General features: G+C 53.6%; 21 protein-coding genes. 9 read left to right on the top strand and 12 right to left on the bottom strand.

Translation table 11 applies throughout. The annotated features are described in order from the left end of the window. The 3 genes from ACLD72_RS17430 to ACLD72_RS17440 all read right to left on the bottom strand — a co-directional run bounded on the left by ACLD72_RS17430 (window position 1) and on the right by ACLD72_RS17440 (window position 2,515). Entirely contained in the window at window positions 1-711 is a 711-nt protein-coding gene (locus ACLD72_RS17430; protein WP_410998679.1) for an AIM24 family protein, read from the bottom strand. A 29-nt stretch (window positions 712-740) separates the two neighbouring features. Further along, window positions 741-1,154, bottom strand: a complete 414-nt coding sequence (locus tag ACLD72_RS17435; protein WP_410998677.1) for a hypothetical protein — start codon at window positions 1,152-1,154, stop codon at window positions 741-743. 146 nt (window positions 1,155-1,300) lie between these two features. Beyond that, the gene (locus ACLD72_RS17440) at window positions 1,301-2,515 is read right to left on the bottom strand and encodes an MFS transporter (protein WP_410998675.1); all 1,215 of its coding nucleotides are present in this window, start codon (window positions 2,513-2,515) and stop codon (window positions 1,301-1,303) included. Window positions 2,516-2,703: 188 nt separating this feature from the next. On the opposite strand from ACLD72_RS17440, the gene ACLD72_RS17445 reads away from it, so the two are divergent. Further along, window positions 2,704-3,285: a TetR/AcrR family transcriptional regulator gene (locus tag ACLD72_RS17445; RefSeq protein ID WP_410998673.1), complete on the top strand. Its 582-nt coding sequence runs from the start codon at window positions 2,704-2,706 to the stop codon at window positions 3,283-3,285. Between the two features lie 101 nt (window positions 3,286-3,386). Further along, entirely contained in the window at window positions 3,387-4,151 is a 765-nt protein-coding gene (locus ACLD72_RS17450; protein WP_410998671.1) for an SDR family oxidoreductase, read from the top strand. Here the strand turns inward: ACLD72_RS17450 and ACLD72_RS17455 are convergent. The 4 genes from ACLD72_RS17455 to ACLD72_RS17470 form a co-directional block, all read right to left on the bottom strand. Further along, entirely contained in the window at window positions 4,148-5,836 is a 1,689-nt protein-coding gene (locus tag ACLD72_RS17455; RefSeq protein ID WP_410998669.1) for a glycoside hydrolase family 13 protein, read from the bottom strand. The genes ACLD72_RS17450 and ACLD72_RS17455 overlap by 4 nt on opposite strands. A 50-nt stretch (window positions 5,837-5,886) precedes the next feature. Then, complete coding sequence (locus ACLD72_RS17460; RefSeq protein ID WP_251592255.1) at window positions 5,887-6,708, bottom strand: carbohydrate ABC transporter permease; 822 nt, start codon at window positions 6,706-6,708, stop codon at window positions 5,887-5,889. Continuing rightward, window positions 6,705-7,574 carry a carbohydrate ABC transporter permease gene (locus ACLD72_RS17465; protein ID WP_251592253.1) on the bottom strand — a complete coding sequence of 290 codons (870 nt, stop codon included), beginning with the start codon at window positions 7,572-7,574 and terminating at the stop codon, window positions 6,705-6,707. Before ACLD72_RS17465 ends, ACLD72_RS17460 begins: the two co-directional genes overlap by 4 nt. Window positions 7,575-7,649: 75 nt before the next feature. Further along, the gene (locus tag ACLD72_RS17470; RefSeq protein WP_410998666.1) at window positions 7,650-8,654 is read right to left on the bottom strand and encodes a LacI family DNA-binding transcriptional regulator; all 1,005 of its coding nucleotides are present in this window, start codon (window positions 8,652-8,654) and stop codon (window positions 7,650-7,652) included. A gap of 318 nt (window positions 8,655-8,972) precedes the next feature. On the opposite strand from ACLD72_RS17470, the gene ACLD72_RS17475 reads away from it, so the two are divergent. After that, window positions 8,973-10,241 carry an ABC transporter substrate-binding protein gene (locus ACLD72_RS17475; protein ID WP_410998664.1) on the top strand — a complete coding sequence of 423 codons (1,269 nt, stop codon included), beginning with the start codon at window positions 8,973-8,975 and terminating at the stop codon, window positions 10,239-10,241. Between the two features lie 110 nt (window positions 10,242-10,351). Here the strand turns inward: ACLD72_RS17475 and wrbA are convergent, their stop codons facing one another. Beyond that, window positions 10,352-10,954, bottom strand: coding sequence for an NAD(P)H:quinone oxidoreductase (gene wrbA / locus ACLD72_RS17480; protein ID WP_410998662.1), 603 nt, complete (start codon window positions 10,952-10,954; stop codon window positions 10,352-10,354). Between the two features lie 144 nt (window positions 10,955-11,098). On the opposite strand from wrbA, the gene ACLD72_RS17485 reads away from it, so the two are divergent. Continuing rightward, a complete protein-coding gene (locus ACLD72_RS17485; RefSeq protein WP_410998660.1) occupies window positions 11,099-12,235 on the top strand; it encodes a phosphodiester glycosidase family protein in 1,137 nt (378 codons plus the stop codon). 313 nt (window positions 12,236-12,548) lie between these two features. Here the strand turns inward: ACLD72_RS17485 and ACLD72_RS17490 are convergent, their stop codons facing one another. Continuing rightward, on the bottom strand, window positions 12,549-13,454 hold the full coding sequence (locus ACLD72_RS17490) for a helix-turn-helix domain-containing protein (protein WP_410998658.1): 906 nt from the start codon (window positions 13,452-13,454) through the stop codon (window positions 12,549-12,551). Window positions 13,455-13,604: 150 nt separating this feature from the next. Here ACLD72_RS17490 and ACLD72_RS17495 point away from each other — a divergent pair, with 150 nt between their 5' ends. Further along, a complete protein-coding gene (locus ACLD72_RS17495; protein ID WP_410998656.1) occupies window positions 13,605-15,017 on the top strand; it encodes an MATE family efflux transporter in 1,413 nt (470 codons plus the stop codon). A gap of 412 nt (window positions 15,018-15,429) precedes the next feature. On the opposite strand, the gene ACLD72_RS17500 is transcribed toward ACLD72_RS17495, so the two are convergent. Beyond that, entirely contained in the window at window positions 15,430-17,304 is a 1,875-nt protein-coding gene (locus ACLD72_RS17500; protein WP_410998654.1) for an LTA synthase family protein, read from the bottom strand. Between the two features lie 588 nt (window positions 17,305-17,892). Between ACLD72_RS17500 and ACLD72_RS17505 the strand changes: the two genes are divergently transcribed. Continuing rightward, the gene (locus ACLD72_RS17505; protein ID WP_410998652.1) at window positions 17,893-19,980 is read left to right on the top strand and encodes an endonuclease MutS2; all 2,088 of its coding nucleotides are present in this window, start codon (window positions 17,893-17,895) and stop codon (window positions 19,978-19,980) included. Window positions 19,981-20,294: 314 nt separating this feature from the next. Here the strand turns inward: ACLD72_RS17505 and ACLD72_RS17510 are convergent, their stop codons facing one another. Next, entirely contained in the window at window positions 20,295-20,789 is a 495-nt protein-coding gene (locus tag ACLD72_RS17510) for a GAF domain-containing protein (protein ID WP_410998651.1), read from the bottom strand. A gap of 209 nt (window positions 20,790-20,998) precedes the next feature. Between ACLD72_RS17510 and ACLD72_RS17515 the strand changes: the two genes are divergently transcribed. Then, the gene (locus ACLD72_RS17515) at window positions 20,999-21,199 is read left to right on the top strand and encodes an aspartyl-phosphate phosphatase Spo0E family protein (protein WP_410998649.1); all 201 of its coding nucleotides are present in this window, start codon (window positions 20,999-21,001) and stop codon (window positions 21,197-21,199) included. On the opposite strand, the gene ACLD72_RS17520 is transcribed toward ACLD72_RS17515, so the two are convergent. Continuing rightward, entirely contained in the window at window positions 21,181-22,143 is a 963-nt protein-coding gene (locus ACLD72_RS17520) for an alpha/beta hydrolase (protein ID WP_410998647.1), read from the bottom strand. The genes ACLD72_RS17515 and ACLD72_RS17520 overlap by 19 nt on opposite strands. A 225-nt stretch (window positions 22,144-22,368) precedes the next feature. Here ACLD72_RS17520 and ACLD72_RS17525 point away from each other — a divergent pair, with 225 nt between their 5' ends. Further along, entirely contained in the window at window positions 22,369-22,935 is a 567-nt protein-coding gene (locus tag ACLD72_RS17525; protein WP_410998645.1) for a GNAT family N-acetyltransferase, read from the top strand. 20 nt (window positions 22,936-22,955) lie between these two features. Next, a complete protein-coding gene (locus ACLD72_RS17530) occupies window positions 22,956-23,708 on the top strand; it encodes an energy-coupling factor transporter transmembrane component T family protein (RefSeq protein WP_410998643.1) in 753 nt (250 codons plus the stop codon). The last annotated feature ends 21 nt before the right edge of the window (window positions 23,709-23,729 follow it).

Below are 23,729 nucleotides of genomic sequence, written 5' to 3' on the forward strand. Positions count from 1 at the left end.
TCACTTAATAAACACGCCGCCAAAAGGGATCACCTCGCGCAGGAAACGTTTGACGATGCCGTCCTCCGCCTGCAGATCCCGCGCCAGTTCACCGCTTCCGGGGCCGCCGGATTGAACCAGCACCGAGCCCCGGCCAGTCATTTTCCACTGGTAGCGCATATGTTGGCTGGCCAGATGATTGCCGTAAACGGAGAGCTCCAACTTGGCGTGCTCGGGATAAGCTAGCACCCGTCCGGCTTCCACATAAAGCGGTTCTTCGGGATGCAGCGGCAGCTCGATCACCTGTCCTTGGGTCAGAATCCCGATTTGTCCCTGGCCGGAAAACTTGACTTTCACCGCGTCACGGGTGATCACCATGTTTTTCATGCTGAGAATGCGATTTTCCATACGGATGCCTTCGGTATAAAAAAAGAGATGCCGGAAATCGTACAGCAAATCGCTCTCTCCGGCAAACTCGATCCGTTTCAAACCGATGGCGGGAGGAAGAGTCGCGGTTACCCGGCAGGACCCCGTGAAGTCGGCCTGCAACAGCTTGCGTTTCCGGTAAATGCCCTTCATATTCATCAGCCTGTCGGTGCGGTGATGGGCGGGGCCCCGGTAAGCAATGACCTGCCCGGGGTGCAGCAAATGCAGCTTGTCGGATTCGCGCAAGTCGAAAGTTATCGTGTGCCCGCCAGCCCCCGGCTGATCGTTATATTCTTGAATATCCATCCTCGACTCCTCCTATCCGGTAGCGGCAGTTAGCGGCGGAGCGCTAACCGGACGAGCCGCAGCACGATAAAATAGCCCGCAAACAGCGCAAGGCCGGTGAGCAGCAGCACCCGGATTTTCCGCGCATTGGCATCACGGATCTGCTGGGCCTCCGTCAAGGACGATACGGTAGCGGCAAGCTCCCTGTTCCGCTCCATTAACTCCTCGTTTTGCAGACGGAAGCTTTCCAGCGTTTCCCGCGTCTCATCGAGCTTGTCCAAAGTGTTCTGGTATTCCGCCTTTAATTCACTCACTTCGGAGGGGAGTTGCGACAGTTCATTGACCCCGCTCCAAAAATCGTTCCAATAGCCCGCTTCAGCCGGTTTTCCGCCACCAAAAAGCAGCCCGCCGGCGAGCAGGACAAGGATAAGCATGGGAACGCCCCGTTTCCGGTTTCTGTTCAATTCCCCACCTCCAAAGTTCAGAAAGTATCGACAATATCTATCAACTTTTACGTAAGAGGAGGATGAAAAGTTTCCGAAAGAGTTATTTCTTGGATTAGGGCTTACGCATTTTCCCGGTTGCGTTCCATTTGAATTCTGATGCCCCTTCACGGTCTACCTGAATTGCCCCGAAGGGTCAAAGCCCAAAACAAGAGGGCGATGGCGCTGACAGCGGCGCCGAACAGGCATACCCCTCCCCAACCGGAGTAAGCGTAGATATGCGTTGAAGCGATAGCTCCGGTTGCGCTGCCGATGGAATAAAAGATCATGTATCCCCCAGTGAGCCGGCTTCGCGCTTCGGGACGCACGGCAAAAATCAAACTCTGGTTCGTGACATGCACCGCTTGCACTGCCGCGTCAAGGAGGAGGATGCCGATGACCAGGACAGGCAAGGAGTATTCGGTATAACTGATCGGCAGCCAAGATATCAGCAACAATACCAACGCCAAGCCCGTCGTTCTCTGCCCCAGGCCACGATCGGCAAGCTGCCCGGCCTTAGACGCCGCTAACGCGCCGGCAACGCCGGCCAGGCCAAACGCCCCGATTGCGGTATGCGATAGCGATGTCGGAGGTGAGCTCAAAGGCAGCACCAGGGATGTCCATAATGTGCTAAACGCCGTGAATATGAGAAAAGCCAAACCTGCGCGGATGCGCAGCACTCTTTCTTGTACAAATAATTGAACCACCGAGCGAAGCAATTGCGGATAGGGTAACGTGTCCTTTTTGCCGTGATATTGCGGGAGTACCCGGTATAAAGTTACACACATGATTAGCATTAAAGCTGCAGAGACCAGATAAACCGAGCGCCATCCGGCAATATCCGTTAAAATCCCGGCAAATGTTCGCGCGAGCAAAATGCCGATTACCACTCCGCTGGTCACCAACCCGACGATGCTTCCCCGCTCGGCCGGGGCGGCCAAAATAGAGGCGTACGATACCAACACCTGCGTTACGACCGCAAGCAACCCTACAACCGCTAAGCCGGCAAACAGCACGGTGACGGTATTGGCGGTGCCAACAACGGTAAGGGCCCCTATGGATATTAGCATCATCACGATGATAAGCCGGCGTTGATTTAGAAGATCGCCGAGTGGTACGAGCATGAATAGCCCCAGCGCATAGCAAATTTGCGTAACGGTAATGACGATTCCAACGGACGACCGGGTGATATCGAATTGTTCCGCCAGCGAGTCGAGCAGCGGCTGTGCGTAGTAAACGTTGGAAACCGCTAGGCCGCAGGCGATGGCAAACAACAAAGCCACCTTGTACGACATGAAAGAAGAAGCGGCAGGTTCGGCTATTTTTTCTTGACCGTTTTCCATCTTGTATCCTCCATCGCTCAAAAATAATCATATATACCGAACGGTACATAATTTATCGTAAACTATACCGTTTATAAACTTTTTTTGTCAACACTTTTTTGTTTGTGATATTAACTGTGATTGACAATAAACACTTTAAAAAATAGAATATATTTTATACCGATCGATATTTAATGATGGAGGTAACGATGGCCAGACTTCGCGAATTTGATACGGAGAAAGCATTAAAGGCTGCCATGGAATTGTTTTGGGAGAAAGGGTATGAGGCTACTTCTTTAACCGATTTGACTTCAAGAATGGGGATTCAGCGGCCAAGCCTATACGCGGCTTTTGGAGACAAAACGGAGCTGTTCGAAGCTGCGCTGCGCAAATATATGGGATCCCACGCTTCTTATGTCCGCGCCAGACTTCAGAAACACGTATCCGTCAAAGAAGCGTTTCGCTCCTACTTTGAGAGTCTGGTGGAGGCGGAATACCAAGGGGGGGAGAATCGCGGGTGTTTTTGCATCAATACGATGGTGGAACTGGCGCCTCATGACAAGAAATTTGAAGTTCTTACGAGGGAACATGAGGTGTATCTTGCCGTAATATTTCAAGAGAAGCTTGAACAAGGCGTACAATCCGGCGAGCTTAAAGCGGATTTAAATGCGCAAGCTCTGGCACAAACCTTGGTTGTATCGCTCATCGGTCTTACTGTGCTGCTGAAATCGCGCCCTGAACGGTCATTTGCCGACAATTCCGTATCGGTGGTACTGTCCTTATTGGATTAACGCGCATTCCGTTAGGCACGAATGAGAGAGCAACATAACAAAATCCTCCCTATGCCATAATCTATTTGAATTTAATATTAAATTTTTGGAGGTTATGGAACATGGGGAAATTAACAGGAAAAACCGCGCTGGTTACCGGAGCCAGCAGAGGAATCGGCAGAGCCATCGCGATGCGTCTGGCGCAAGAAGGGGCATTGGTAGCCGTCCATTACGGGCAAAACCGGGAAGCGGCCGAAGAGGTCGTCCGCGCCATCGAGCAAAACGGGGGAACCGCATTTGCGATAGGTCAAAGATTCGGCGATGCCGAAAGCGTGGGGGCGTTTTATGAGGCATTGGACGTGGCGCTAAAAACACGTACGTACGACACCAGGTTCGATATTTTGGTGAATAATGCGGGGATCGCCTCCACGCTGCCGATTGAGGATACTACGGAAGAGGTTTTCAACGAACTTATGGACATCAACGTGAAAGTCCCGTTTTTCCTGGTCAAGCAAGCTTTGCCGAGACTGCGGGACGAGGGGCGGATCATTAACCTATCGTCGGCCGTGACGCGGATCTCTTTGCCCGGCGTTGCCGCCTACAGCATGACAAAAGGGGCGATCAACGCGCTGACGTTGTCCTTGTCCGCCCAGCTTGGCCCGCGCCGCATTACGATCAATGCCATCCAGCCCGGCTTCGTGGAGACGGAGATGAACGCCCCGATGCTCCAGGATCCGGACTCGCGTCAATTTGGCGCGGACTATTCCATCTTCGGAAGATGGGGACAGCCGCAGGATGTCGCGGATATCGCCGCATTCCTGTCTTCCGAAGACAGCCGTTGGATTACGGGGCAACTGATCGACGCCAGCGGGGGATCGCATCTTTAAGATACTGTATACTTGTACACTCGGGCTTCGTAAGGCCGCAGCGTCAACAATTCCTGATCCGGCAGCGGCTCGCACGGATAATTGCCGATGAGCAGCGCCGCGTCCGCTCCGGCAACCTCGGCGGGGAGGGCAAAGCTGCTCTCTTCGCCGAAGAAATTCAGGATGACGAGCAGTCGCTCGTTTCCGAGCGAACGCAAATAGGCGAATACCCGGTCATCGTCTTCCGCGAGCAAGGCGTAATCCCCGTAAACGATGATTTCGTGCTGTTTGCGCAATTCGATGAGACGGCGGTAATAGTGGAAAAGGGAATCTGGATCCGCCAAGGCTGCCTCCACGTTGATCTCCTTGTAATTCGGGTTGACGGCGATCCAGGGCGTTCCCGTCGTAAAACCGGCCTGCCCTTCCGCGTTCCACTGCATCGGCGTGCGCGCATTGTCGCGTCCTTTAACGTAAATGGAGTTCATGATCTTTTCTTCCGGATGCCCCAAGGCCTTATACTCCCTGTACATGTTGATCGTCTCGATGTCCTTGTATTCGTCGATTGAAGCGAATTTCACGTTGGTCATGCCAATTTCTTCACCTTGATAAATATAAGGCGTGCCCTGCAGTGTATGAAGGAGCGTGGCCAGCATTTTCCCTGATTCTTTCGCATAACGGACATCGTCGCCAAACCGGGAGAGCAAACGCGGCTGATCGTGATTGTTCAAATACAGGCTGTTCCAGCCTTTTCCGTTCAGCGAGGTCTGCCATCTGGTAATGTTCGCTTTGATATCGGCAAGCCTCCAGGGTTTGACGTCCCATTTGCCGCCGGGACCGGAATCGACATCCATCAGCTCAAAATGGAAAATCATATTGAGTTCGCTGCGGTCCTCACCGACATAAAGCAGCGCATCCTCGGGGCTGGCGCCGATCGCCTCGCCGACGGTCATCACATCGTATTTCGACAGCACTTCCCGGTTCATTTCCTGCAGGTATTCATGGACCCGCGGGCCGTTGACAAAATATTTTCCGCCAAAATGATAGCTGCCGTCCCGTACGTCCGTCTCCGCATCCGGCAGTTCCGGAACTTTGGAAATCAGGTTGATGACGTCCATCCGGAAGCCGTCGATCCCCTGATCTAGCCACCAGGCCATCATCTCGTAGACTTCGCGGCGGACCTCTTCGTTATCCCAGTTCAGGTCGGGCTGCTTGCGGGAGAACAGGTGCAGGAAATATTCACCGGTCGCCTCGTCATACTCCCATGCCGGCCCGCCGAAAAAAGAACTCCAGTCGTTTGGTTCCCGTCCGTCCTTGCCCGGGCGCCAGATGTAGTAATCCCGGTACGGATTGTCCGGCGATTTGCGGGATTCGGCAAACCAGGCATGTTCGTCGGAAGTATGGTTTACGACCAAATCCATGATCAGTTTCATGCCCCGCGCGTGCAGGCCGTCCAGCAGCTCCCGCCAATCGGCAAGCGTGCCGAATTCGGCCATGATTTCCCGGTAATCGCTGATGTCGTAGCCGTTGTCGTCATTGGGCGAGCGGAAAACGGGGCATAACCAGATCACATCGACGCCAAGCGTCATGAGGTAATCGAGTTTGGACACGATGCCTTGCAGATCCCCGATGCCGTCGCCATTGCTGTCCATAAAACTGCGGGGGTAAATTTGATACACTACGCTTTCTTTCCACCATTTTTTTTGCATGATGAGCTCTCCTCTTTATTTAGTTGAGTCGTAACCGGTTGAACTGCAGCCTATGCTTTGACCGCGCCTTGCGTAATGCCGTTGATGATCCATTTTTGCAGAAACAGGTAAACGATAACCATCGGCAACAGGGCCAGCAAATAGGAGGCGAACGCCAGGTTGTAGTCCGTGCTGAATTGCCCCTGGAAGACGTACTGCACCAGCGGCAGCGTATATTGCGCCGGTTCGGCCAGCAGGATCAGCGGCAGCAGGAAGTCGTTCCACGTCGACAAGCTGGACAAAATCACCACGGTCGCGCTGATCGGCGCGAGCAGCGGGAAGATGATCCGCCAGAACGTTCCCCACGTCGAGGTCCCGTCAACTCTGGCCGCTTCCTCCAGTTCAATCGGTACGGAGCGGATGTATCCGACGTAGACGAATACGTTAAACGGCAGGCCGTAAACGATGTACAGCATGATGAGGCCCGGAATGTTGTTCATGCCCAGATCGGTCGTCACTTTGACGACGGGCAGCATGATGATCTGAAACGGGATGAACATCGCGCTGACAAAGTAGAGATACAGCAGCTTGAAAAAACGGCGGTTCATATTCCGCGCAATCGCATAAGAAACCAATGAATTGGTCAACAGGATGCAAACGACGGATACAACGGTGATAACGGCACTATTGGCCAACGCATGAAAAAAACCGGTCGCTTCGATGGCCCGCGCAAAGTTGCTGAAGTGCAGTCCCGTGGGCGGCGAGAAGATCGACTTCGCCATTTCCTCCGGATTTTTGAGCGCGATGCTCACCGTCATATAGAGCGGGAACAGGATGAACAGAGAGCCCAGCGCTATGAGAACCGTGGCCAGCCAGTTTGTAGGTTTTCTCATAATTGATCCAACTCCCGTCTTTGCAGAACTTTGATTTGGAACAGGGAAATCGCCACGATGACGATAAAGTAAATGACCGCGTTGGCCGACTGGTAAGCGAATTCGCCGCCGGTAAACCCGCCTTGGTAAATCAGCAGCGCGATCGAGCGGGTAGCCGTACCCGGGCCGCCTCCGGTCAGCGCGATGATCTGGTCAAACACCATGAGCCCGCCCTTCATGGCCAAAACCATGTTGATGGTAAAAAACGAAGCGAGCATCGGGAACGTGATCTTCCAGAACTCTTTCCATTTGGATGCGCCGTCCAGGCTTGAGGCTTCATAAAGATCGTTCGGAATGGTCTGAAGCCCGGCCAGGTACAGGATCGTATTGTAGGCGATGGACTGCCAGACACCGACGATGACGATGCCTGCCCAAGCCCAGTCGGCGTTTCCGAGCAGGTTGGTCGAGAAAAACTCGCTGCCCAGCTTCTCGCCCCAAACGGGAAAAGCGTTGGAAAACAGGTAGTTGAAAATGTAGCCGATAATCAAAACACCCAGCACGTTCGGCAGGAAATAAACGGCGCGGAAGAAGTTTTTCGCTTTGATCTTCGCATTCAGCCCAAGCGCGATCACCAGGCTGATAACATTGATGAGAATCGTTGAAACGATCGCGTACTTGAATGTGAAAATATACGATTCGAGCACATTGGTGTCTTTGAATACGTTGATGAAATTTTTCAGCCCGACGAACTCATAACCGTCGCTAAAGCCGTCCCAGTTCGTAAAGGCGTAAAATATCCCCTGCAGGGCCGGGTAGGTGTGAAAGGCGAAAAACAGCAGCAGAGCGGGCAAAGTCATCCAATAAAAGGCCGTGCGGCGCTTGGTCATGGGTGGTCCTCCTCAAAACGGAATGAAGTATGGAAAATGAACGTAAACGTTTACGTTTTGCGCGAAAAAAAGACATCAGGCATAGGGTTTTACCGTCTGTCTTTCCACGATCGAATGGGCCATAATCCGACTGCTTTCGGTTTCGCCGGTTTTGATCATACGGATCAGTTTCTGGGATGCCAGATTCCCCATGTCATACAGCGGCTGGCGGACGGTGGTCAAAGGAGGGACCGCCATTTGGGCCAGCTTGAGATCGTCATACCCTATAATCGACAGGTCCTCCGGAACCTTGATCCCATGCTTGGCGGCTACGGAAAGGGCGGCGATGGCCATCTCGTCGCTGGCCGCGAACACGGCGGTCATATCCGGAGCCTTCCGCAACAGGATTTCCATCGCTTCGCAGCCTCTCTCGAATAAGAAGTCCCCGTAAGCGATATAAGCGGGGTCAACAGTTAGGCCGTACATCTCCAGCGCCTTCTTGTAACCTTCGATTCTTGTGACCCCGGCGATTTTGTCATGTTTCGTCCCGCCGATCAAGGCGATTTTCCGGTGGCCGATCCGGATCAGATACTGAACCGCGTCAAAGGCAGCCTTATAATCATCGACTTTCACGTACGGAACGTTCTTGTAATTCGACTCCGTCGAGACCAGCACGAACGGAATTTGCATTTTTTTTAATGCTTGATAGTACTCCTTCTTCAACACTTCGCTTGAAAAAATCACGCCGTCAACCTGCTTCTCCCGCAGCACCTGCAAATATTTGAGCGTCCGCTTTCCATCAGAATCGGTATTGCACACCACGACGCTGTAGCCGTTGTCCTGGGCGTAGTCTTCCACCCCGCGGAGAATTTCCGAAGAGAAGAGACTGGACACGGTGGGAAACATGACACCGATCGTATGCGTCCGCTTATTGATCAGACCGCGGGCGATCGCATTGGGCTGATACCCGATTTCTTCGATGGCTTTAAACACCTTATCTTTCGTCTTTTCCGAGTATCCGGGCAGGTTGTTGAGCACCCGCGACACAGTCGCGATAGAGACATTGGCTTTGTTGGCCACGTCCTTGATGGTGGGGTTCATTTTCTTTACCAGTCCCGTCTGCAATAAATTTTGCTTACGCAGGAACGAGCGGCATCCAACGTAAACGCTTACTCAAATCTTAGAACGCGCCTTTTATTTTGTCAACTTCGTTTTTTTCATGGAGGGAAGGGCTTTTTCAAAGGGCATTGACAAACCAAAATCCCGGTTATATATTCTTGGTAAGCGTTTACGTATTGAACCTTGGCTTTTTTGGGACATCAGGAATCGGCTAGAATGGGCAAACAACGCCAGAAAGCAGGGCCATTTACGTAAACGTTTACGTTTTCCACTCCAATTTGATCAGGGGGATTTAAGACGATGAAGAAAATAATAGCACCCGTATTGACTGGCCTGCTGGCAGTATCCCTGCTCAGCGCCTGCGGCAATGGCTCCGGAAATGACACGGGAGCGGCGGCGGGCCAAACCTCCGGCGGTTCCTCCGGCAAGAAGGTCGAAATCGAATTTTTCCAAAATAAAACGGAAGCCAAAGCGACGTTCGACAAGCTCATCGCCAAGTTTAACGAAGCCAATCCGGACATCAAGGTGACCCAAGTTAATCCGCCTGACGCTGAAACCGTGCTGAAAACCCGCGCGGCGAAAAAGGATATCCCGGACGTCGTAGGGATCGGGGCCACCGACACGTTCAAGACGCTGGCCGCCGGCGGCATGTTTAAGGATTTTACGGACGATCCGCTCGTCCAGACGATTCAACCGGCTTATATCAAAATGCTGAACGACCTGACGGGCTCCGCGGAGCTGAACGGGATTCCGTTCTCCGCCAACGCCAGCGGCGTGATTTACAATAAGACAATCTTCAAGGAATCCGGCGTCGAAGTACCGAAAACCTGGGACGAATTCATCGCCGTGGCCGAGAAATTCAAAGCAGAAGGGATAAACGCCTTTTATCTCACGTATAAAGATTCCTGGACCACGCTAGTGCCGTTCAACGCCCTTGAGCCGAGCATCGCCGGCACCGATATTTTCAAGCAGCGTCAGGAAGGCACGGTGAAGTTTGCGGATACGTTAAAGGAAGTGGCCGAGAAGCAGCTGAAGCTGCTTGATTACGGGCAGAAGGATATTTTCGGCAAAGGTTACAATGACGGCAACACCGCTTTCGCCAAGGGTGAATCCGCGATGTATCTGCAAGGGGTATGGGCAATACCGGAAATTCAGAAAGCCAACCCTTCGATTGAACTCGGCGTGTTCCCGCTCCCGGCGACCAACGATCCGGCGCAAAACAAAGTGATTTCCGGGGTGGACACGCTGCTGACGGTTTCGAAAAATACGAAGCATCCGGAAGAAGCGATGAAATTCATTCAATTTTTGCTGCAGCCCGATAATGTGAAGCAATACATCGACGAACAGAAGGCGTTCCCGGCAATCACCGGGGTTACGCAGGACGATCCGATCATGGACGGCTTCAAAGAAGCGTTCACGGCCGGGCAAATTTCCGACTTCGCGGACCACTATGTTCCGGGAGCTATAAAGCTCGACTCTTTGATCCAGGGATTCCTGCAAAAGAAGGATGCCGGCGCCTACTTGAATCAGTTGGACACAGAATGGGATAAAGTCGCCGCCCGCAAGTAAAAGAAGTGTTGCCCGTGTTCGAGTAACGTACGGCAAGGCCGCCCAAACCGTAGGGGGCCTTGTTTTTTTCGGGATAGAAACCCCACATATGAAAAATTATCCATTTTCCTTCAACTTTTTAGTTTGCCGGCGATCTCCAGCATCCGCTTCACCTGATGCGCGACGGCGGGTTGAACGTTTTCGGTCATGTTACCGTCCTGATCGACGGTGACGCTTGTGCCGTAAGGATTTCCGCCTGTCGTGAACAGAACGGGATCCGTATAGCCCGGTGCCGCGATGATGGCTCCCCAATGGTACATCGTGGTATACAATGACAAGATCGTCGCTTCCTGACCGCCGTGGTCATTTTGGGCTGATGTCATCGCGCTGACGACTTTATTGATCAGCTTGCCTTGAAACCACAGTCCGCCGGTCGTGTCCAAAAACTGCTTCATTTGCGCCGGAACGTTGCCGAACCGCGTAGGCACGCTGAACAGCACGGCATCTGCCCATTGCAGATCGTCGAGCGTGACGACGGGGACGTCTTTGGTGTTTTCCACATGGGCTTTCCATTGCGGATTGCCGTTGATGGCCGCTTCCGGCGCGAGTTCCTGGACTTTCATCACCTTTACTTCAGCCCCGTTGCCCTTGGCGGCTTCCTCCGCCATCTTGGCCAGCTTATGGTTGGTTCCCGTGGAGCTGTAATACACGATTGCAAATTTAATTGCGGACATGCGTTTATGCCTCCTGTAATAGGTTGGAATCATGCTAAGTATGAGAGAAAAACGTGGCAATTATTCGGTCACTGAAACTTTCGTACCGGAGTATTCGTTATATAAGCATCAGTTGATCTTAGACAAGGTAAGGGGAAAATCGACATGCCCACAGCATCTTTACCCAGCCGGACCTCGGTTAAACGGGGGAAACGGGGGCAAAAACGCAGAAAAACGCAAAAACGGCGGAAGCGCGGCTTTATCTATTTTTCCTCACGAGTGTTTTTAGTGATGTTATGGATCGGAATGGCGGCTGCGATTTGGCTGTTTTTTACGCCTTCCGGCAATAACGTCCGATTCCTTATGGCCGATACCTTGATTACGACGCAGCACCGGCATTGGGCCAAATATATTATCGGGCAGGCGGAGCTGGACAAGCGGGTGGCCGCTTATCAAGCGCAATTCGAGCAGATGGGCGAAGAGAAGGATACCCATACGATCGCGGTCCCGCAGCAGGAAGAAACTAAAGAAGAAAAACCGCTTATCGAAATCGAAGAGGTTTCGGGGAGCGGTTATCACGGATACGTCATGACCGTCAACGACCCGACGAAAATCCGGCTTGGCGTCCCGGCCAAACGCGGCAAAGGCGAGAAGGTGTCCAGCATGGTGCAGCGGACCGGAGCCGTCGCCGGCGTCAATGGCGGGGGATTCGCCGACCCGAATTGGAAAGGCAACGGCTTTAAGCCGATCGGGCTTGTGATTTCACAAGGCAAGGTTTATTACAACGGCCTCGGCTCCAAAACGTCCACCCAGGTGGTCGGACTGGACAAGCAGGGGAAGATGGTCGCCGGGAAGTATACGCTGGAGGAGTTGAAGGAGCTTGGGATTCAGGAAGCCGTCACGTTCCAGCCGCGGATCATCGTCAACGGCAAGGGGCAGATCCGTAACCAGAAAGAAGGCTGGGGCATCGCGCCGCGAACGGCGATGGGGCAAAGGGAAGACGGCGCGATTCTGTTCGTCGTGATCGACGGGCGCCAGCCGGGCTACAGCATCGGCGCGAGCCTGTATGACGTGCAGCAGATCATGCTGGAGCACGGCGCGGTGATCGCCGCTAATCTGGACGGCGGGTCGTCCACCGTGTTGGTGAAACAAGGCGGGGAAATCGTCAACAAGCCGTCCTCGGAATACGGGGAGCGGTATCTCCCGACCGCCTTTCTCGTCTTCGAGCATCCGGAACAGGTCAACATCCCGAATATTTGGGAAGGGCTGCGGCCGCAGGATATCGATCCGGGCAAAAAATAAGTCGGCGTTCAGGCTGTCCAAGCAGACAAATCTGCTTTTGGACAGCCTTTTTTTGTCTTAGAGAGAAGCGCCGCCACACACACATAAAATAGCGGAACTTTATGGTCTTATTTTCCGGAATGAAGCGTGTCCATTACACTTAGCGGAAGTTTTTGGCCTTATTTTCCAATGAACAGGGCAAAAAGCAGCCATCTCCCTGCGACTCGAGAAAATAGCGCCATTAAACTCCTCTATTTATCTAAAAATGGGCAATACCGCCGAAATAGCGACATTTTTTCCCCTTATGTTTTCGCTGGAGTTTTAAAACCGGCAGCTAATGTTTGCTCCAAAAGAAGCGCTGCCGGTATTTCCGCGGTGACAGGCCTTCCATTTTCGTGAAGCAGGCGGTGAAATAGGAGGCGGTGTTGAAGCCGACCTGCTCGGCGATCCGCTCTACGGTCAGGTCCGTTTGCAGCAGCAGCAGCTTGGACTGCTGGATGCGCAGGCGCAGCAAATATACGGCCGGCGGGCAGCCGAACACTTTTTGCATGCAGCGGGCGATGTAGACGGGATGGAAGTTGATGCTTTCGCCCAGCTTTGTGGCGGAAAAGGGCTCGCGGTAATGCTCGCGCAGGTAGGAGGCGGCCGCTTCCGCGCAAACCGATTGCGGGGACGGCGCATCTCCGCCGGCGGAGGCGGAAAGCTGGACGATGACCTCCTGAAACAAGGCCTGCTGCCTGAGCCGGACGCCGCTTAAGTGAATGCTCCGGTTCATCTCCGTCAGCTCGCTGATCGCGGCGGCCAGTTTTTGCGGTTGGGCGAGTTTCGTGTACTGCGGGAGCGGCACGGTATAGGAGGTCGCGGAGAACAGGGGCAAAGCCGGCGGCCCCGGCGTTTCCTTGTCCCCATAGCTTCCCTGCTGTTGCCGGTATTCCTCCTCTTCGACGACGCGCCAATCGCCGAGAATTTGAAAATGCAGCCAATGATGCAGTGTTTCTTCCCGGCAGCCTTCTACGGCGTAATGATAGCAATCCGGCCGCAGGATCAAAGCGTGGCCCGCGCCGATTTCATAATTCCGGCCTTCTTCACCAACATACAGGCAGCCCGAAACGACGACGAGCAGGTCAAACGCGCCGATATTTTGCCGGCTGGGATGTTTGCTGCCGACTGGCATGGGCGTAGCCCCGCTGACGATATAATGCGGCAGGGGAGGCGCGGTAAATTCGATGATCGGAGACATAAAACGCCAGCTCCTCTTAGGTTGGAATATTAAAAGATTGAGTTGATTCATTGATACATTAATATCAATATAACATCTATAATGTGTTTCGTGCTAACAAGATAGAGGTGGGCGTGAAAGCCGTTTCACATTCTGCAGGAGGTTGTAATAATGAAGAAAATCAAGGGCGGCGAAAGAGACAAGTTTTCCCTTTGGCTGCTCGCCTGGCCGATTTTTATCGAGCTGTTTCTGCAAATTTTGCTCGGCACCGTCGACACGTTGATGGTCAGCCGGATTTCCGACAACGCGGTCGCGGTCGTGGGATTCTCCAATCAGTTGTTTAACGCGCTTACGACGCTGTTTGCCACCATCGCCAGCGGCGCCGGCATCGTAATCGCGCAAAAAATAGGCTCCGGCCGGGAAGAAGACGCCCGGACCGTAGCGATCATCGCCTTTAAAGTGACGGGGTACATTGGCATTTTCCTCAGCATTTTGCTGATCGCCGTGCCGAAGCCGATCGCCCGGGCGCTGCAGCTGCCGGAAGAATTACTGCCGATGGCGGAGGTGTACATTTCGATCGTGGGCGGAGGTATGATCCTGACAGCCATGATCTCCATGCTTGGAACGGCGATCCGCAATACCGGAAACACAAAAGGACCGATGTACACGGCGGTAGGAATGAACATCATCCATATCGCAATGAACTATTGCTTTATTTTCGGCGCATTCGGTTTTCCGCAGTGGGGGTTGACCGGGGTGGCTATCTCGACCGTGATCAGCCGGCTGATTGCAACGGTGGTCCTGCTGCTGATTTTCCTTGGCACCTTCCAGCGGCGTATCGGATTTAGGGATTTGCCGGTCTTCGACCGCAAACTGTTCAAGGAAATTTTGGTCATCGGTTGGCCGCTTGGCGTCAATTCGGCCAGCTGGGTATTTTCGCAGCTTGCGATTTTTTCGTTCCTCGCTATCCTCGGTTCCACCGAGCTCGCGGCAAGGACGTACATGAATACGCTGGAATCGTTTTGCTTCATGCTGGGCTTCTCCTTGGCGATGGCGGCGCAAATCCAGATCGCCCACCTGTACGGCGCCGGCAAAACGAAGGAGGCTTACCGCGCGGTATACCGCGTGCTGGCCTTCGGGCTCCCGCTGGTGATCGTCAACGCTTTTATTCTCGTATTGGTTGGTCCGGCGTTGATGGGCGTGTTTACGAAAGATCCGGAGATTTTGACGTTGTGCGTTACGCTGCTGTGGCTGAATTTGTTGCTGCAGCCAGGCAAAATGGTCAACATGGCGATCGGCAACTCGCTGAACGCGGTTGGGGACACAAAATATACGATGGTCATCTCCCTGATCTTCATGTGGCTGATCGCCACGGGCTGCTCCTATTGGTTTGGCGTTTCCATGGGCTGGGGCATCATCGCGATCTACCTTAGCATGATCACCGATGAATACGTGCGCGGCATCCTGTCGTACTTTCGCTGGCGGGGCCGTAAATACTTGCGGATGAAAGAAGCCGACCTGAGCAGGGAAGGGAAACCGCCGGGGGGCACCCCGCTGGACGGTGTGGCGAGCCCGGCGTTGTGATGCAGTGTTGTGTTGTGACCGGCTACCGGCTCGACCGCACGCTGTATGCGGCTAACTACCGGACTAGGCTGTACATTGCATGCGGCTAATTACCGGCTCGACCGCACACTGCCTATGGCTAACGGACGTGAGAGACCTTATTTGCCCGAAAACACGGCTCTTTATTTTCTAACGGACTGAAATGCGCTTATTTGCTGGAAAAAGGCCGAAAATACGTTCCAGAACGCCAAATAAGGTCTACTGTGTCCGTTACATCGCGCAAACCCTGGATTTCGCCGAAATAGCGGCGCTGGTGTCCGTTAGAATCGGCATCTCCGCGAGCGACACAAAAAAGCTGTCCCAGGCTGGCGGCTGCTTCCTGTTTTACAACAGAGGCAGCTCGCGCGCCGTGGGGCAGCTATCTTTATACATGTTATTCCTTGTCTTTCTTAACACGGTCCGGAAGCTGCTGTACATAGCTGTCGGAGAGACGGAGCAGCTCGAGCGCCCGGTTGTATTCGTCTTCCGTTGTCAAAGCCTGGCTTACGCCGTCTTTGGCCAGCGGGTATTGGGTCCCGTCGTTGTACCAAACCCCTGGCATAAACAAAGCTTTGTTGTTCAGGAACGAACCGGAAGGCAGGTAGTAACGCTGCGGCAGCAGATTGTAGTCCGTTTGATTCAGGATGTCCTCGCCGAAATGAATGTGATCGTCCAAAGACGCTCCCAACAGGTTGGCCACCGTAGGCAAAATATCAACCTGGCCGCCGACGTTTTCCATCACCTTCGGGGATTCGCCCGGGACGGAAATGATCAGCGGGATGTTGACCATGTCGCGATAGCTGTATTCCCGGCCATAGATTTCCTGCATTAGTTCCAGGCCGTGTTTGTCCAGGGAATACATCGGCAGGCCGAGGTGGTCGCCGTAAATGACCACAACGCTGTTATCCCAAATGCCTTTTTGCTTCAGATCGTCGATAAACTGGCCAAGCGCGTAATCGGCGTAGCTTTGCGCCCGCAAATAGTCGCCAACCATGTTGTCCTGATACCGTTCCGGCAGTTGGACTTTGTCCTTCTCGTGCGGTGTCGTAAACGGATGGTGCGCCGTCATCGAAATAACCTGAGCGTAAAACGGTTTGCCGCCCTGTTGCATTTTGTCCAGCTCTTCCGCGGTTTTCTTGTACAGCACCTCGTCGGACGGGCCAAAGAAGACCATATCGTCCGTGCCGAAAAACTTCTGGTCATAGTAACGGTCCCAACCCAAAGCGGCGTACAATTCCCCGCGGTTCCAGAAATCGACCGCATTGGTGTGGAATGTAGCGGTGTCGTAGCCCTGCGACTTCATCAATTTCGGCAGGCTGGGCAGCTCCTTGTCCGGATAGTTTTGCGTGGCCGCCTCATTATAGGGAATGTAAAACGAGGTGTTCACGACGAATTCGGCGTCCGAGGTGTTGCCTTGTCCGACCATTTGATAAAAATGCTTGAAATAAATGTTATCCTTCACGAGCCGGTTCATGACCGGCGTGACTTCCTGGCCGTCGACCTGCAGGTTGATCAGGAAATTTTGGAACGACTCCAATTGAATGATGATCAGGTTTTTGCCTTTGGCCGCGCCGAAATATTTCGGGTGGGCCGGCTGCGTAATCCCTTTAAGATGGTCGATTTTGGCTTGGGTAATCTGTTTGCTGTCGACGAGATCTTCTTTTTTGCCGGAAAAAATCGTATATGTTTCGTAGTTCAGGATACCCATTTTCTCCGCTTGCTTGATTTCGTTCATGCTGGCGCGATTAGGCCATATGTTGAAGATGCACAGGAGCACCGAAGCCGCAAAAATACCCGCGATCACACCGGTGCTGGTCTTTTTTAAGTTGAAAAAGTTTCTGAGCTGCTCGGCTCTTTTTTTGCGTAGGAGCCAGTAGCCGATGATGACGATATCGAGAAAAATCAGCAGATAGTACGGCGCCAGCAAGGAAAATACGCTGTGTTTGACCGCGGTAACCTGATTGACCTGATCCAGGGCATGGTAATTAACGATGACCCCGTAATATTTATGATACATAACTGCGGCAAAAAAAATGGCGGTGACGATAAAGTTGACGGTCAGATAAAGGCCGATTTTACGCTTGGAAGAAAACCATTCGATCAGGCAGAACAGCGCCCAAATAAAGGGGATTTCCCGCAGCAAAGGCCCCCAGGCGGGAACTTCGTCAAAGATGGTGATCCAAACGATGTAAATTTTCAATATCATGATGACGGAGAAAAAGACAAACGGCTTGATGTTGGCCAGCCGGATGCGGTTGAATTGTAACACGGCGTGTTCCTTCCTTTCCGCTTTGTTACGCTGTTTAATACTGGCTTTACATTTTAACACCCCTAATATAATACATGAATTAGGAGAAAGAATAAAATAATTCAATTCACTCATTTAACAAGATATCCCAAACATGGCTTTGTTAAAATTGCGTTAGTTCTCATTATTGACTTGTTACGGCGGTTTTTGCTAAATTAGAGGTATCCTTCTGGACGGGAGAGATTTTGATGTCGGTGAATGTTCTTAACTAATCAAATTTCATATGGACCGATAGCGGGTTTTTAGGGAAGCATTCAGGGCGACCTCGCGGCTGTTTGATGCTAGGCGCGTACGTCTGTTTGAGCGTACTCTTGTTTCGGTCTGTTGAATTTAGTTAAGAACACACGCGGAACATCATGCAGTGCCTTTAGCGCTGCCTGTTGCTTTGGAATGTAAGCCGTGCTGTATTCAGCGCGGCTTTTTTGCATTTTTCGGGGGAACAGGCATATAGCGGGAGAGGTATAGGCAAAGGATGGCATTCGTGCTGTCCTTTGCCTTTTTTTGCGCACCCGGATGGAAGGATGAACCGAGAATGAGGAGGTTTTGGACATGGAAAAATTTTCGCTTCACATGCTGGAATACGAGAGCATCAAACAGGAGCTGATGAGTTACGCCGTATCGTATGAAGGGCGAAACCGGATCGCCGAGCTGGCGCCGCTGGAGGAGAAACGGCCGATCGAACGGGCGATCGCGGAAACGGCGGAGGCGCGTGCCCTATATGGAAAAGGGGCCAGCGTTCCGCTCCCTTCACTGGATGGAATCGAGCTGGTGGCTTCGCTGTTGGGCACCGGGTATCTGTTTACCGAGCAGGACCTGACGGCGGTGCAAACCTTTCTCCACAGCTGCGGCCAACTGAAGAAGTATATGGCCTCCAAAGGCGAACTGGCCTGGAGAATTGGCGTTTACGCCCAAGACCTGCGGGATTTACCAGCATTGCAGCAGGAAATTTTGCGTTGCATCCGGCACGGGGTGATTACGAATGAAGCAAGCCGGGAGCTGGAGAAAGTCCGTAAAAGGATCGCGGTGGTAAAAGAGCGGATTCAGAAAAAGCTCCAGTCCGTGATGGCCCGCCATGCCGCGATTTTGCAGGAAAACATCGTCAGCGTGCGCGGCGGCAGGTACGTCATCCCCGTCAGGAAGGATTACTACAAGCAAGTGAACGGCCGTATGCTGGATCAGTCAACCAGCGGGCAAACGGTGTTTATCGAGCCGCAGGAGGTGTCGGCGCTGCAAAGCGAGCTGGAGCTGCTGCAGGGAGAAGAGGCGCGGGAGGAAGCCAAGGTGCTCGGCTACCTGGCGGAGCTGGTTGAGCGGGAAGCCGAGGCGATTTACCGGAATATTGAAATTACGGGGACGTACGACTTCATCTTCGCCAAAGCGAAGTATGCGGCGGCGATCGGCGGCGTAGCGGTGGAGATCGGCGAGGACGGGCACACCGTCATTCGCGGGGCCAAACATCCGAAGCTGCTGCAGACAATGGTTCCGCTGGACATGGAGATCGGCCGGAAGTACCGGACGCTGATCATCACCGGCCCGAATACGGGCGGCAAAACCGTTGTGCTCAAGACGTTCGGACTGCTGGCCCTGATGGTTCAGTCCGGTCTGCTCGTACCGGTGGCGCCCGGCAGCCGGTTCGCGGTGTACCGCGGCATTATGGCCGTGATCGGCGACGGGCAAAACCTGGAGCAGTCGCTCAGCACGTTTTCCGCGCAAATCAGCGCGCTCGTTACGATGCTGCGCGAGGCCGGTCCGTCCACGCTGCTGCTGATCGACGAGCTGGCGGCGGGAACCGATCCCGGCGAAGGCATCGCCCTGTCGATCGCCATCCTGGAGGAGTTCGCGCGCAAAGGAGCAACGGTGTTGGTGACGACGCACTTTAACGAGCTGAAGACGTTTGCCTCCCGGGCGCAAGGCTTCCAGAACGCGCGCATGGAATTCGACGCGGAGACGCTGCGCCCGCTGTACCGGCTGACGATCGGCCAGGCCGGCCGCAGCTACGCGCTCGAGATCGCGAGCCGGCTCGGGATCGCCCCGGGCATCGTGGAGCGGTCGCAGCATATCGTCAGCCGCCAGGCTGCGGAAGGTGGCGGAAGCTCGGCGTTGTGGGACGACATTTTGCCGGAGCCTGCGCCGCCACCGGGGCTGCCTTTGCAGGCTGGGGAGCCGGAGGTTGCGGCGCCTGGGGCTTTGGCCGGCGCGGAACCCGGACCCGTCACGGCCGGGCAAGCCTTAGCCGGGCATGCCGCCTCCGAGCCCGGCCCGGGCAAACCGGGGACGGACCCGGCCGGGCAGCGGGATCAACAAGCTGCGGCCTCATCCGCCCCAGAGCAGCCGGCGCCAAAGAAATCGCCTGTTTTCGAGGTGGGCGACTCGGTGATGGTCACTTCGATCGGGAAGCTCGGCATTGTCAGCGCGCCGCAGGACAACCGGGGCATCGTCGAGGTGCTCGTGCAGAAGCAGCGGATCAAGGTCAACCATAAACGGCTCAAGCCCTACATCAAAAAAGAAGAACTGTATCCCGACGATTATGATTTCGATATTGTGTTCGACAGCAAGGAAAACCGCAAAAAGCGGAAGCTGATGGGCAAACGGCACGTGGATGGTTTGGAGATCGTCCGGAGACCGGGCGAGAATTAGGTTGAACTAATAAAGAAGCATCCCAATCCGCCGAATAGCGGTGAGGATGCTTCTTTCGTTTTGCAGGGAGTTCCTTGGAAAAAATCCAATAGATTGAGGCAAATCCATTACGGCCTGAAGCTCATATTGGAAAAAATCCATTAGAATTCGCTCAAACCACCCGTTTTGCGCCTCGCCAAGCCCAATCTGTTGGAAATATCCAATCTGGCGTTTGTATTTTCCATCGAATTTCCAATTCTATTGGATATATCCAATCAGTACGTTGCGTCAGGTACAATCAGTTACAATGATGCGCAATGATGCGCGGTTCCGAATTAACCCCAGCCAACGGTAAGCTGCTCAGCCAGCGTGGCCACAAATTGCTCGAGGAAAGCCTGGTCAAACTCGTCGAACCGCCGCTTGTTCGGGCTATCGATGTCGAGCACGCCAAACAGTTGCCCGTCCTTGACAATCGGAACGACGATTTCGCTGTTGGAAGCCGCGTCGCAGGCGATATGCCCGGGAAATTCGTGCACGTCGCCGATCCGCAGCGTTTCCCGGCGCTCGGCGCTGGTGCCGCAGACGCCTTTGCCCAGCGGAATACGGATGCAGGCCGGCAGCCCTTGGAACGGGCCGAGCACCAGTTCCTTGCCGTCATAAAGATAAAACCCGACCCAGTTGATATCGTCCAAATAAAAATTCAGCAACGCGGCGGCGTTGGCCAAATTCGCCACGTTGCTGCTCTCCTCATAAATCAAGCCCCGAAGCTGTGACAATACGGCGTTTTGCCGCTCTTCCCGGGAGCCTGAGAATTCGTTTGCGTGAAACATAAGGGTATTCCCTCCTTGACTTCGCTTCCGGATCAGGTCCGTAAGCCGCGCTACGCGATAAAGCTATTATAAGCCAGCTCGCGTCCGAAGGGTAGGTTCGTTTATTTTACAAACTCCGACACGGTGTGCTATTTTTTATCAAATTTGCAAAATATGTTTTTTGGCATCATGAGGTAAAATAGGGGAAAGATCGTAGAAAAGGTGATTTTATGGCGACACCAGTGTACAGTGAAACCTATCGAAAACATAAAAAAGTAAGCAACGAGCTTAAAGCGACGATTGAGCATCTGCGCTCCGAGCTGATGAACGCCGTAGTGGAGGACAACTTCAGCAGCGGCGCTATATTGGAATTAAGCCAACGTCTGGATCATTACATCGTCATGGCTCAAAATCAGATGCTCGGCAAATAAGCCGCCGTCACTGCTTCCGTTACCTTTTCCGCGCCAAGCACCTCATGAATGAAGGAATGCACTTCCGCTTTGTAGCGTTTCGGATCAACGCCGTAGGCGTTGGCATGGACGGCGCCTTCGATCAGCAGCAATCTTTTTGGTTCCGGTTTACTCCGGTACATCTCTTTGCTCATGTAGGTAGGAACGTAGTTGTCTTTCGTTCCGTGGATGAATAAGACGGGCAGGCGGCTTTTTTCCACCGCTTTGATCGGACTGACCTGGTCGAGCCGGAAGCCCGCTTTGCGCTGCAAAAGCCTGTTCACCAAAGGCAGCAGCGGATATGCCGGCAGCTTGTTCAGCTTTGTGAATTGATGCCGCATCAGTTCCGTCAAATCGGAGTAAGGGCAATCGGCAATAACGAACTTTACGTTCGGATGCGCGATGCTTAGATATTCCAATACCGTTCCTCCGCCAAGGGATTGGCCATGCAGACCGATTTCGGTTTGTTCCCCGTAATGTTCCAAAATCCAATTTACCCAGGTTTGCACGTCATATTTTTCATAGTATCCATATGTCGTATATTTGCCTTGACTGCCGCCGTGGCGCCGCTGATCGATCAGCAAAATGTTGAAGCCCGTCTCGCGAAACATGTCGATGTATTGCGTCGAGGCGTGCAGTGAAACCGTATAACCGTGAACGATGATCATCCAGCGGGGGCTCTTCGGAAAAAAATCCAGCACGTACCCGCTGAGCTGCAGGCCGTCCTGCGACGTGACCTGCACCTTGCGTTTGTCCAGACGGTCAAACCGGTCCAAGGAATAGACGCCCGTACGCTCCAAATATTCATAAATGCGCTCTTTCGTCTGCAACCGCATTTGCGTGATCTGACGAAGGGCGTAACGCGGCAGACCGCCGGAGATCAGCGCGGCCAGCAGCAGAACGGTGATGCCGAAAGAGAGGATCATCCGGGTTTTCCCTCCTTTTTTTAGAGTCGAAACCTATCCATAAAGCTCTATCTGTAGACCATAGTATCACCGAAAAGACGGCAAGAAAATCATAGCGTGCGAAAATTGCCGCTTACCTTTGACGGGGACTCTTCGATATGATTAGCTATAATTATGCCGGGGAGCGGGCGGCGTTTGCCGAAACCTCCGGTTTTGTATTCTAAAGTAAAGAGAGGAGGACGGCACATGTTTAAATGCGGCGGGAATATTCCTGTCCTGGAAAGCGAAAGGCTGAGGTTAAGGAGAATGGAGCGCGGCGACGCCGAGGTGATGTTTCGTTATTGGAGCGATCCGGAAGTTACCCGGTATATGAACGTACCTCCGTTTGCCTCCGTGGAAGAAGCCTGGGACATGATCAATCTGCTGAACGGTTTGTCCGAAAGCGAAGATGCGATGCGTTTTGGCATCGAATTGAAGGAAGAAGGGAAACTGATCGGCAGCTGCGGATATAATGTTTGGGAACTGTCCGGGGCTTACCGCGGCGAGATCGGTTATGATCTCGGGCGGGAATACTGGGGGCGCGGATATATGTCGGAGGCGCTGAGAATGCTGCTGGCCTATGGTTACGACACGATGGGGCTCAACCGGATCGAAGCGCTGGTGGAGCCGGAAAACGCCGGATCACTTAAGTTGTTGCAGGCTTTTGGGTTTAAGGAAGAAGGGCTGCTGCGGGAATACCAGCAGACGGAAAAGGGCTTTGTCGACCTGCTGATGTACTCATTGCTCAAAAAAGAGTATGCAAAAAGCATTTAACAACGAGGGACGTGATAACGATGGAAAAAATGCATACGGCGCGCGTCCCGCTTCAGGTGCTGGATCCGCTCAGCAAACTGGTTTCGTTGCTCTGCATTGCGGGCTTGAGCATGCATTGGGATAAGGCGGTGCCGCTCAGCGCTATGTTGCTTTTTTTGGTCGGGACCGCCAGGTACGGGGCCGGAATGGCTTGGGGGAAGCTAGGTAGACGAATGGGGTACATCGCCGGTTTCGGCGTGCCGTTATTTGCCGTCACCGCTTTGGCCGCGCCACCCTCCGGGGAGGCGATTTCCGCCGGCTTCCTGTCAATCCCGGTAAACTCGCTCTCCGCGGGAGCAGCGGTCTGCCTGCGGATGTTCTGCCTGTTTATATCCTCGCTGATCTATATTGAAACGACGGACCCCAAGCAGTTCGTCGTCATGATGACGACCCGGCTCAAGCTGCCTTACCGCTTTGTTTTCGGCGTGTCGATGGCCTTGACGTTTTTGCCGCTGCTGGCCGAGGAGGGGCGGGTTGCCGCCGATGCGCGTAAAATCCGGTCTGCCAGAGGACCTAGAGGATTGGCGGAACGTTTGACGCAGGTTCGGGGAAGTTTGCTGGCGGTGTTCGCCGGGGCGATCCGCCGGATCGAGCAGACTGCCGGAGCGATGGACGCCAAGGGCTTTGGGGCATATCCGGAGCGGACGTTTTTACGGGAGGCGGCTTTGTCCCGGAATGGGGTGTGGCTGATGGCGTTCAGTGTGATTTTCAGCGCCGGATTATGGTTTATTTAGGTTAGGTCCGAAAAAAAGGAC

The organism is Paenibacillus lacisediminis (genome assembly GCF_046567315.2).

What these genes read in the sequence shown, in the direction of transcription:
- wrbA (WP_410998662.1), bottom strand. Translation starts at nt 10,954, where the DNA reads ATGTCCGCAATTAAATTTGCAATCGTGTATTACAGCTCCACGGGAACC.
- ACLD72_RS17430 (WP_410998679.1), bottom strand. Translation starts at nt 711, where the DNA reads ATGGATATTCAAGAATATAACGATCAGCCGGGGGCTGGCGGGCACACG.
- ACLD72_RS17440 (WP_410998675.1), bottom strand. Translation starts at nt 2,515, where the DNA reads ATGGAAAACGGTCAAGAAAAAATAGCCGAACCTGCCGCTTCTTCTTTC.
- ACLD72_RS17485 (WP_410998660.1), top strand. Translation starts at nt 11,099, where the DNA reads ATGCCCACAGCATCTTTACCCAGCCGGACCTCGGTTAAACGGGGGAAA.
- ACLD72_RS17525 (WP_410998645.1), top strand. Translation starts at nt 22,369, where the DNA reads ATGTTTAAATGCGGCGGGAATATTCCTGTCCTGGAAAGCGAAAGGCTG.
- ACLD72_RS17515 (WP_410998649.1), top strand. Translation starts at nt 20,999, where the DNA reads ATGGCGACACCAGTGTACAGTGAAACCTATCGAAAACATAAAAAAGTA.
- ACLD72_RS17510 (WP_410998651.1), bottom strand. Translation starts at nt 20,789, where the DNA reads ATGTTTCACGCAAACGAATTCTCAGGCTCCCGGGAAGAGCGGCAAAAC.
- ACLD72_RS17530 (WP_410998643.1), top strand. Translation starts at nt 22,956, where the DNA reads ATGGAAAAAATGCATACGGCGCGCGTCCCGCTTCAGGTGCTGGATCCG.
- ACLD72_RS17475 (WP_410998664.1), top strand. Translation starts at nt 8,973, where the DNA reads ATGAAGAAAATAATAGCACCCGTATTGACTGGCCTGCTGGCAGTATCC.
- ACLD72_RS17455 (WP_410998669.1), bottom strand. Translation starts at nt 5,836, where the DNA reads ATGCAAAAAAAATGGTGGAAAGAAAGCGTAGTGTATCAAATTTACCCC.
- ACLD72_RS17470 (WP_410998666.1), bottom strand. Translation starts at nt 8,654, where the DNA reads ATGAACCCCACCATCAAGGACGTGGCCAACAAAGCCAATGTCTCTATC.
- ACLD72_RS17460 (WP_251592255.1), bottom strand. Translation starts at nt 6,708, where the DNA reads ATGAGAAAACCTACAAACTGGCTGGCCACGGTTCTCATAGCGCTGGGC.
- ACLD72_RS17465 (WP_251592253.1), bottom strand. Translation starts at nt 7,574, where the DNA reads ATGACCAAGCGCCGCACGGCCTTTTATTGGATGACTTTGCCCGCTCTG.
- ACLD72_RS17490 (WP_410998658.1), bottom strand. Translation starts at nt 13,454, where the DNA reads ATGTCTCCGATCATCGAATTTACCGCGCCTCCCCTGCCGCATTATATC.
- ACLD72_RS17445 (WP_410998673.1), top strand. Translation starts at nt 2,704, where the DNA reads ATGGCCAGACTTCGCGAATTTGATACGGAGAAAGCATTAAAGGCTGCC.
- ACLD72_RS17495 (WP_410998656.1), top strand. Translation starts at nt 13,605, where the DNA reads ATGAAGAAAATCAAGGGCGGCGAAAGAGACAAGTTTTCCCTTTGGCTG.
- ACLD72_RS17505 (WP_410998652.1), top strand. Translation starts at nt 17,893, where the DNA reads ATGGAAAAATTTTCGCTTCACATGCTGGAATACGAGAGCATCAAACAG.
- ACLD72_RS17520 (WP_410998647.1), bottom strand. Translation starts at nt 22,143, where the DNA reads ATGATCCTCTCTTTCGGCATCACCGTTCTGCTGCTGGCCGCGCTGATC.
- ACLD72_RS17450 (WP_410998671.1), top strand. Translation starts at nt 3,387, where the DNA reads ATGGGGAAATTAACAGGAAAAACCGCGCTGGTTACCGGAGCCAGCAGA.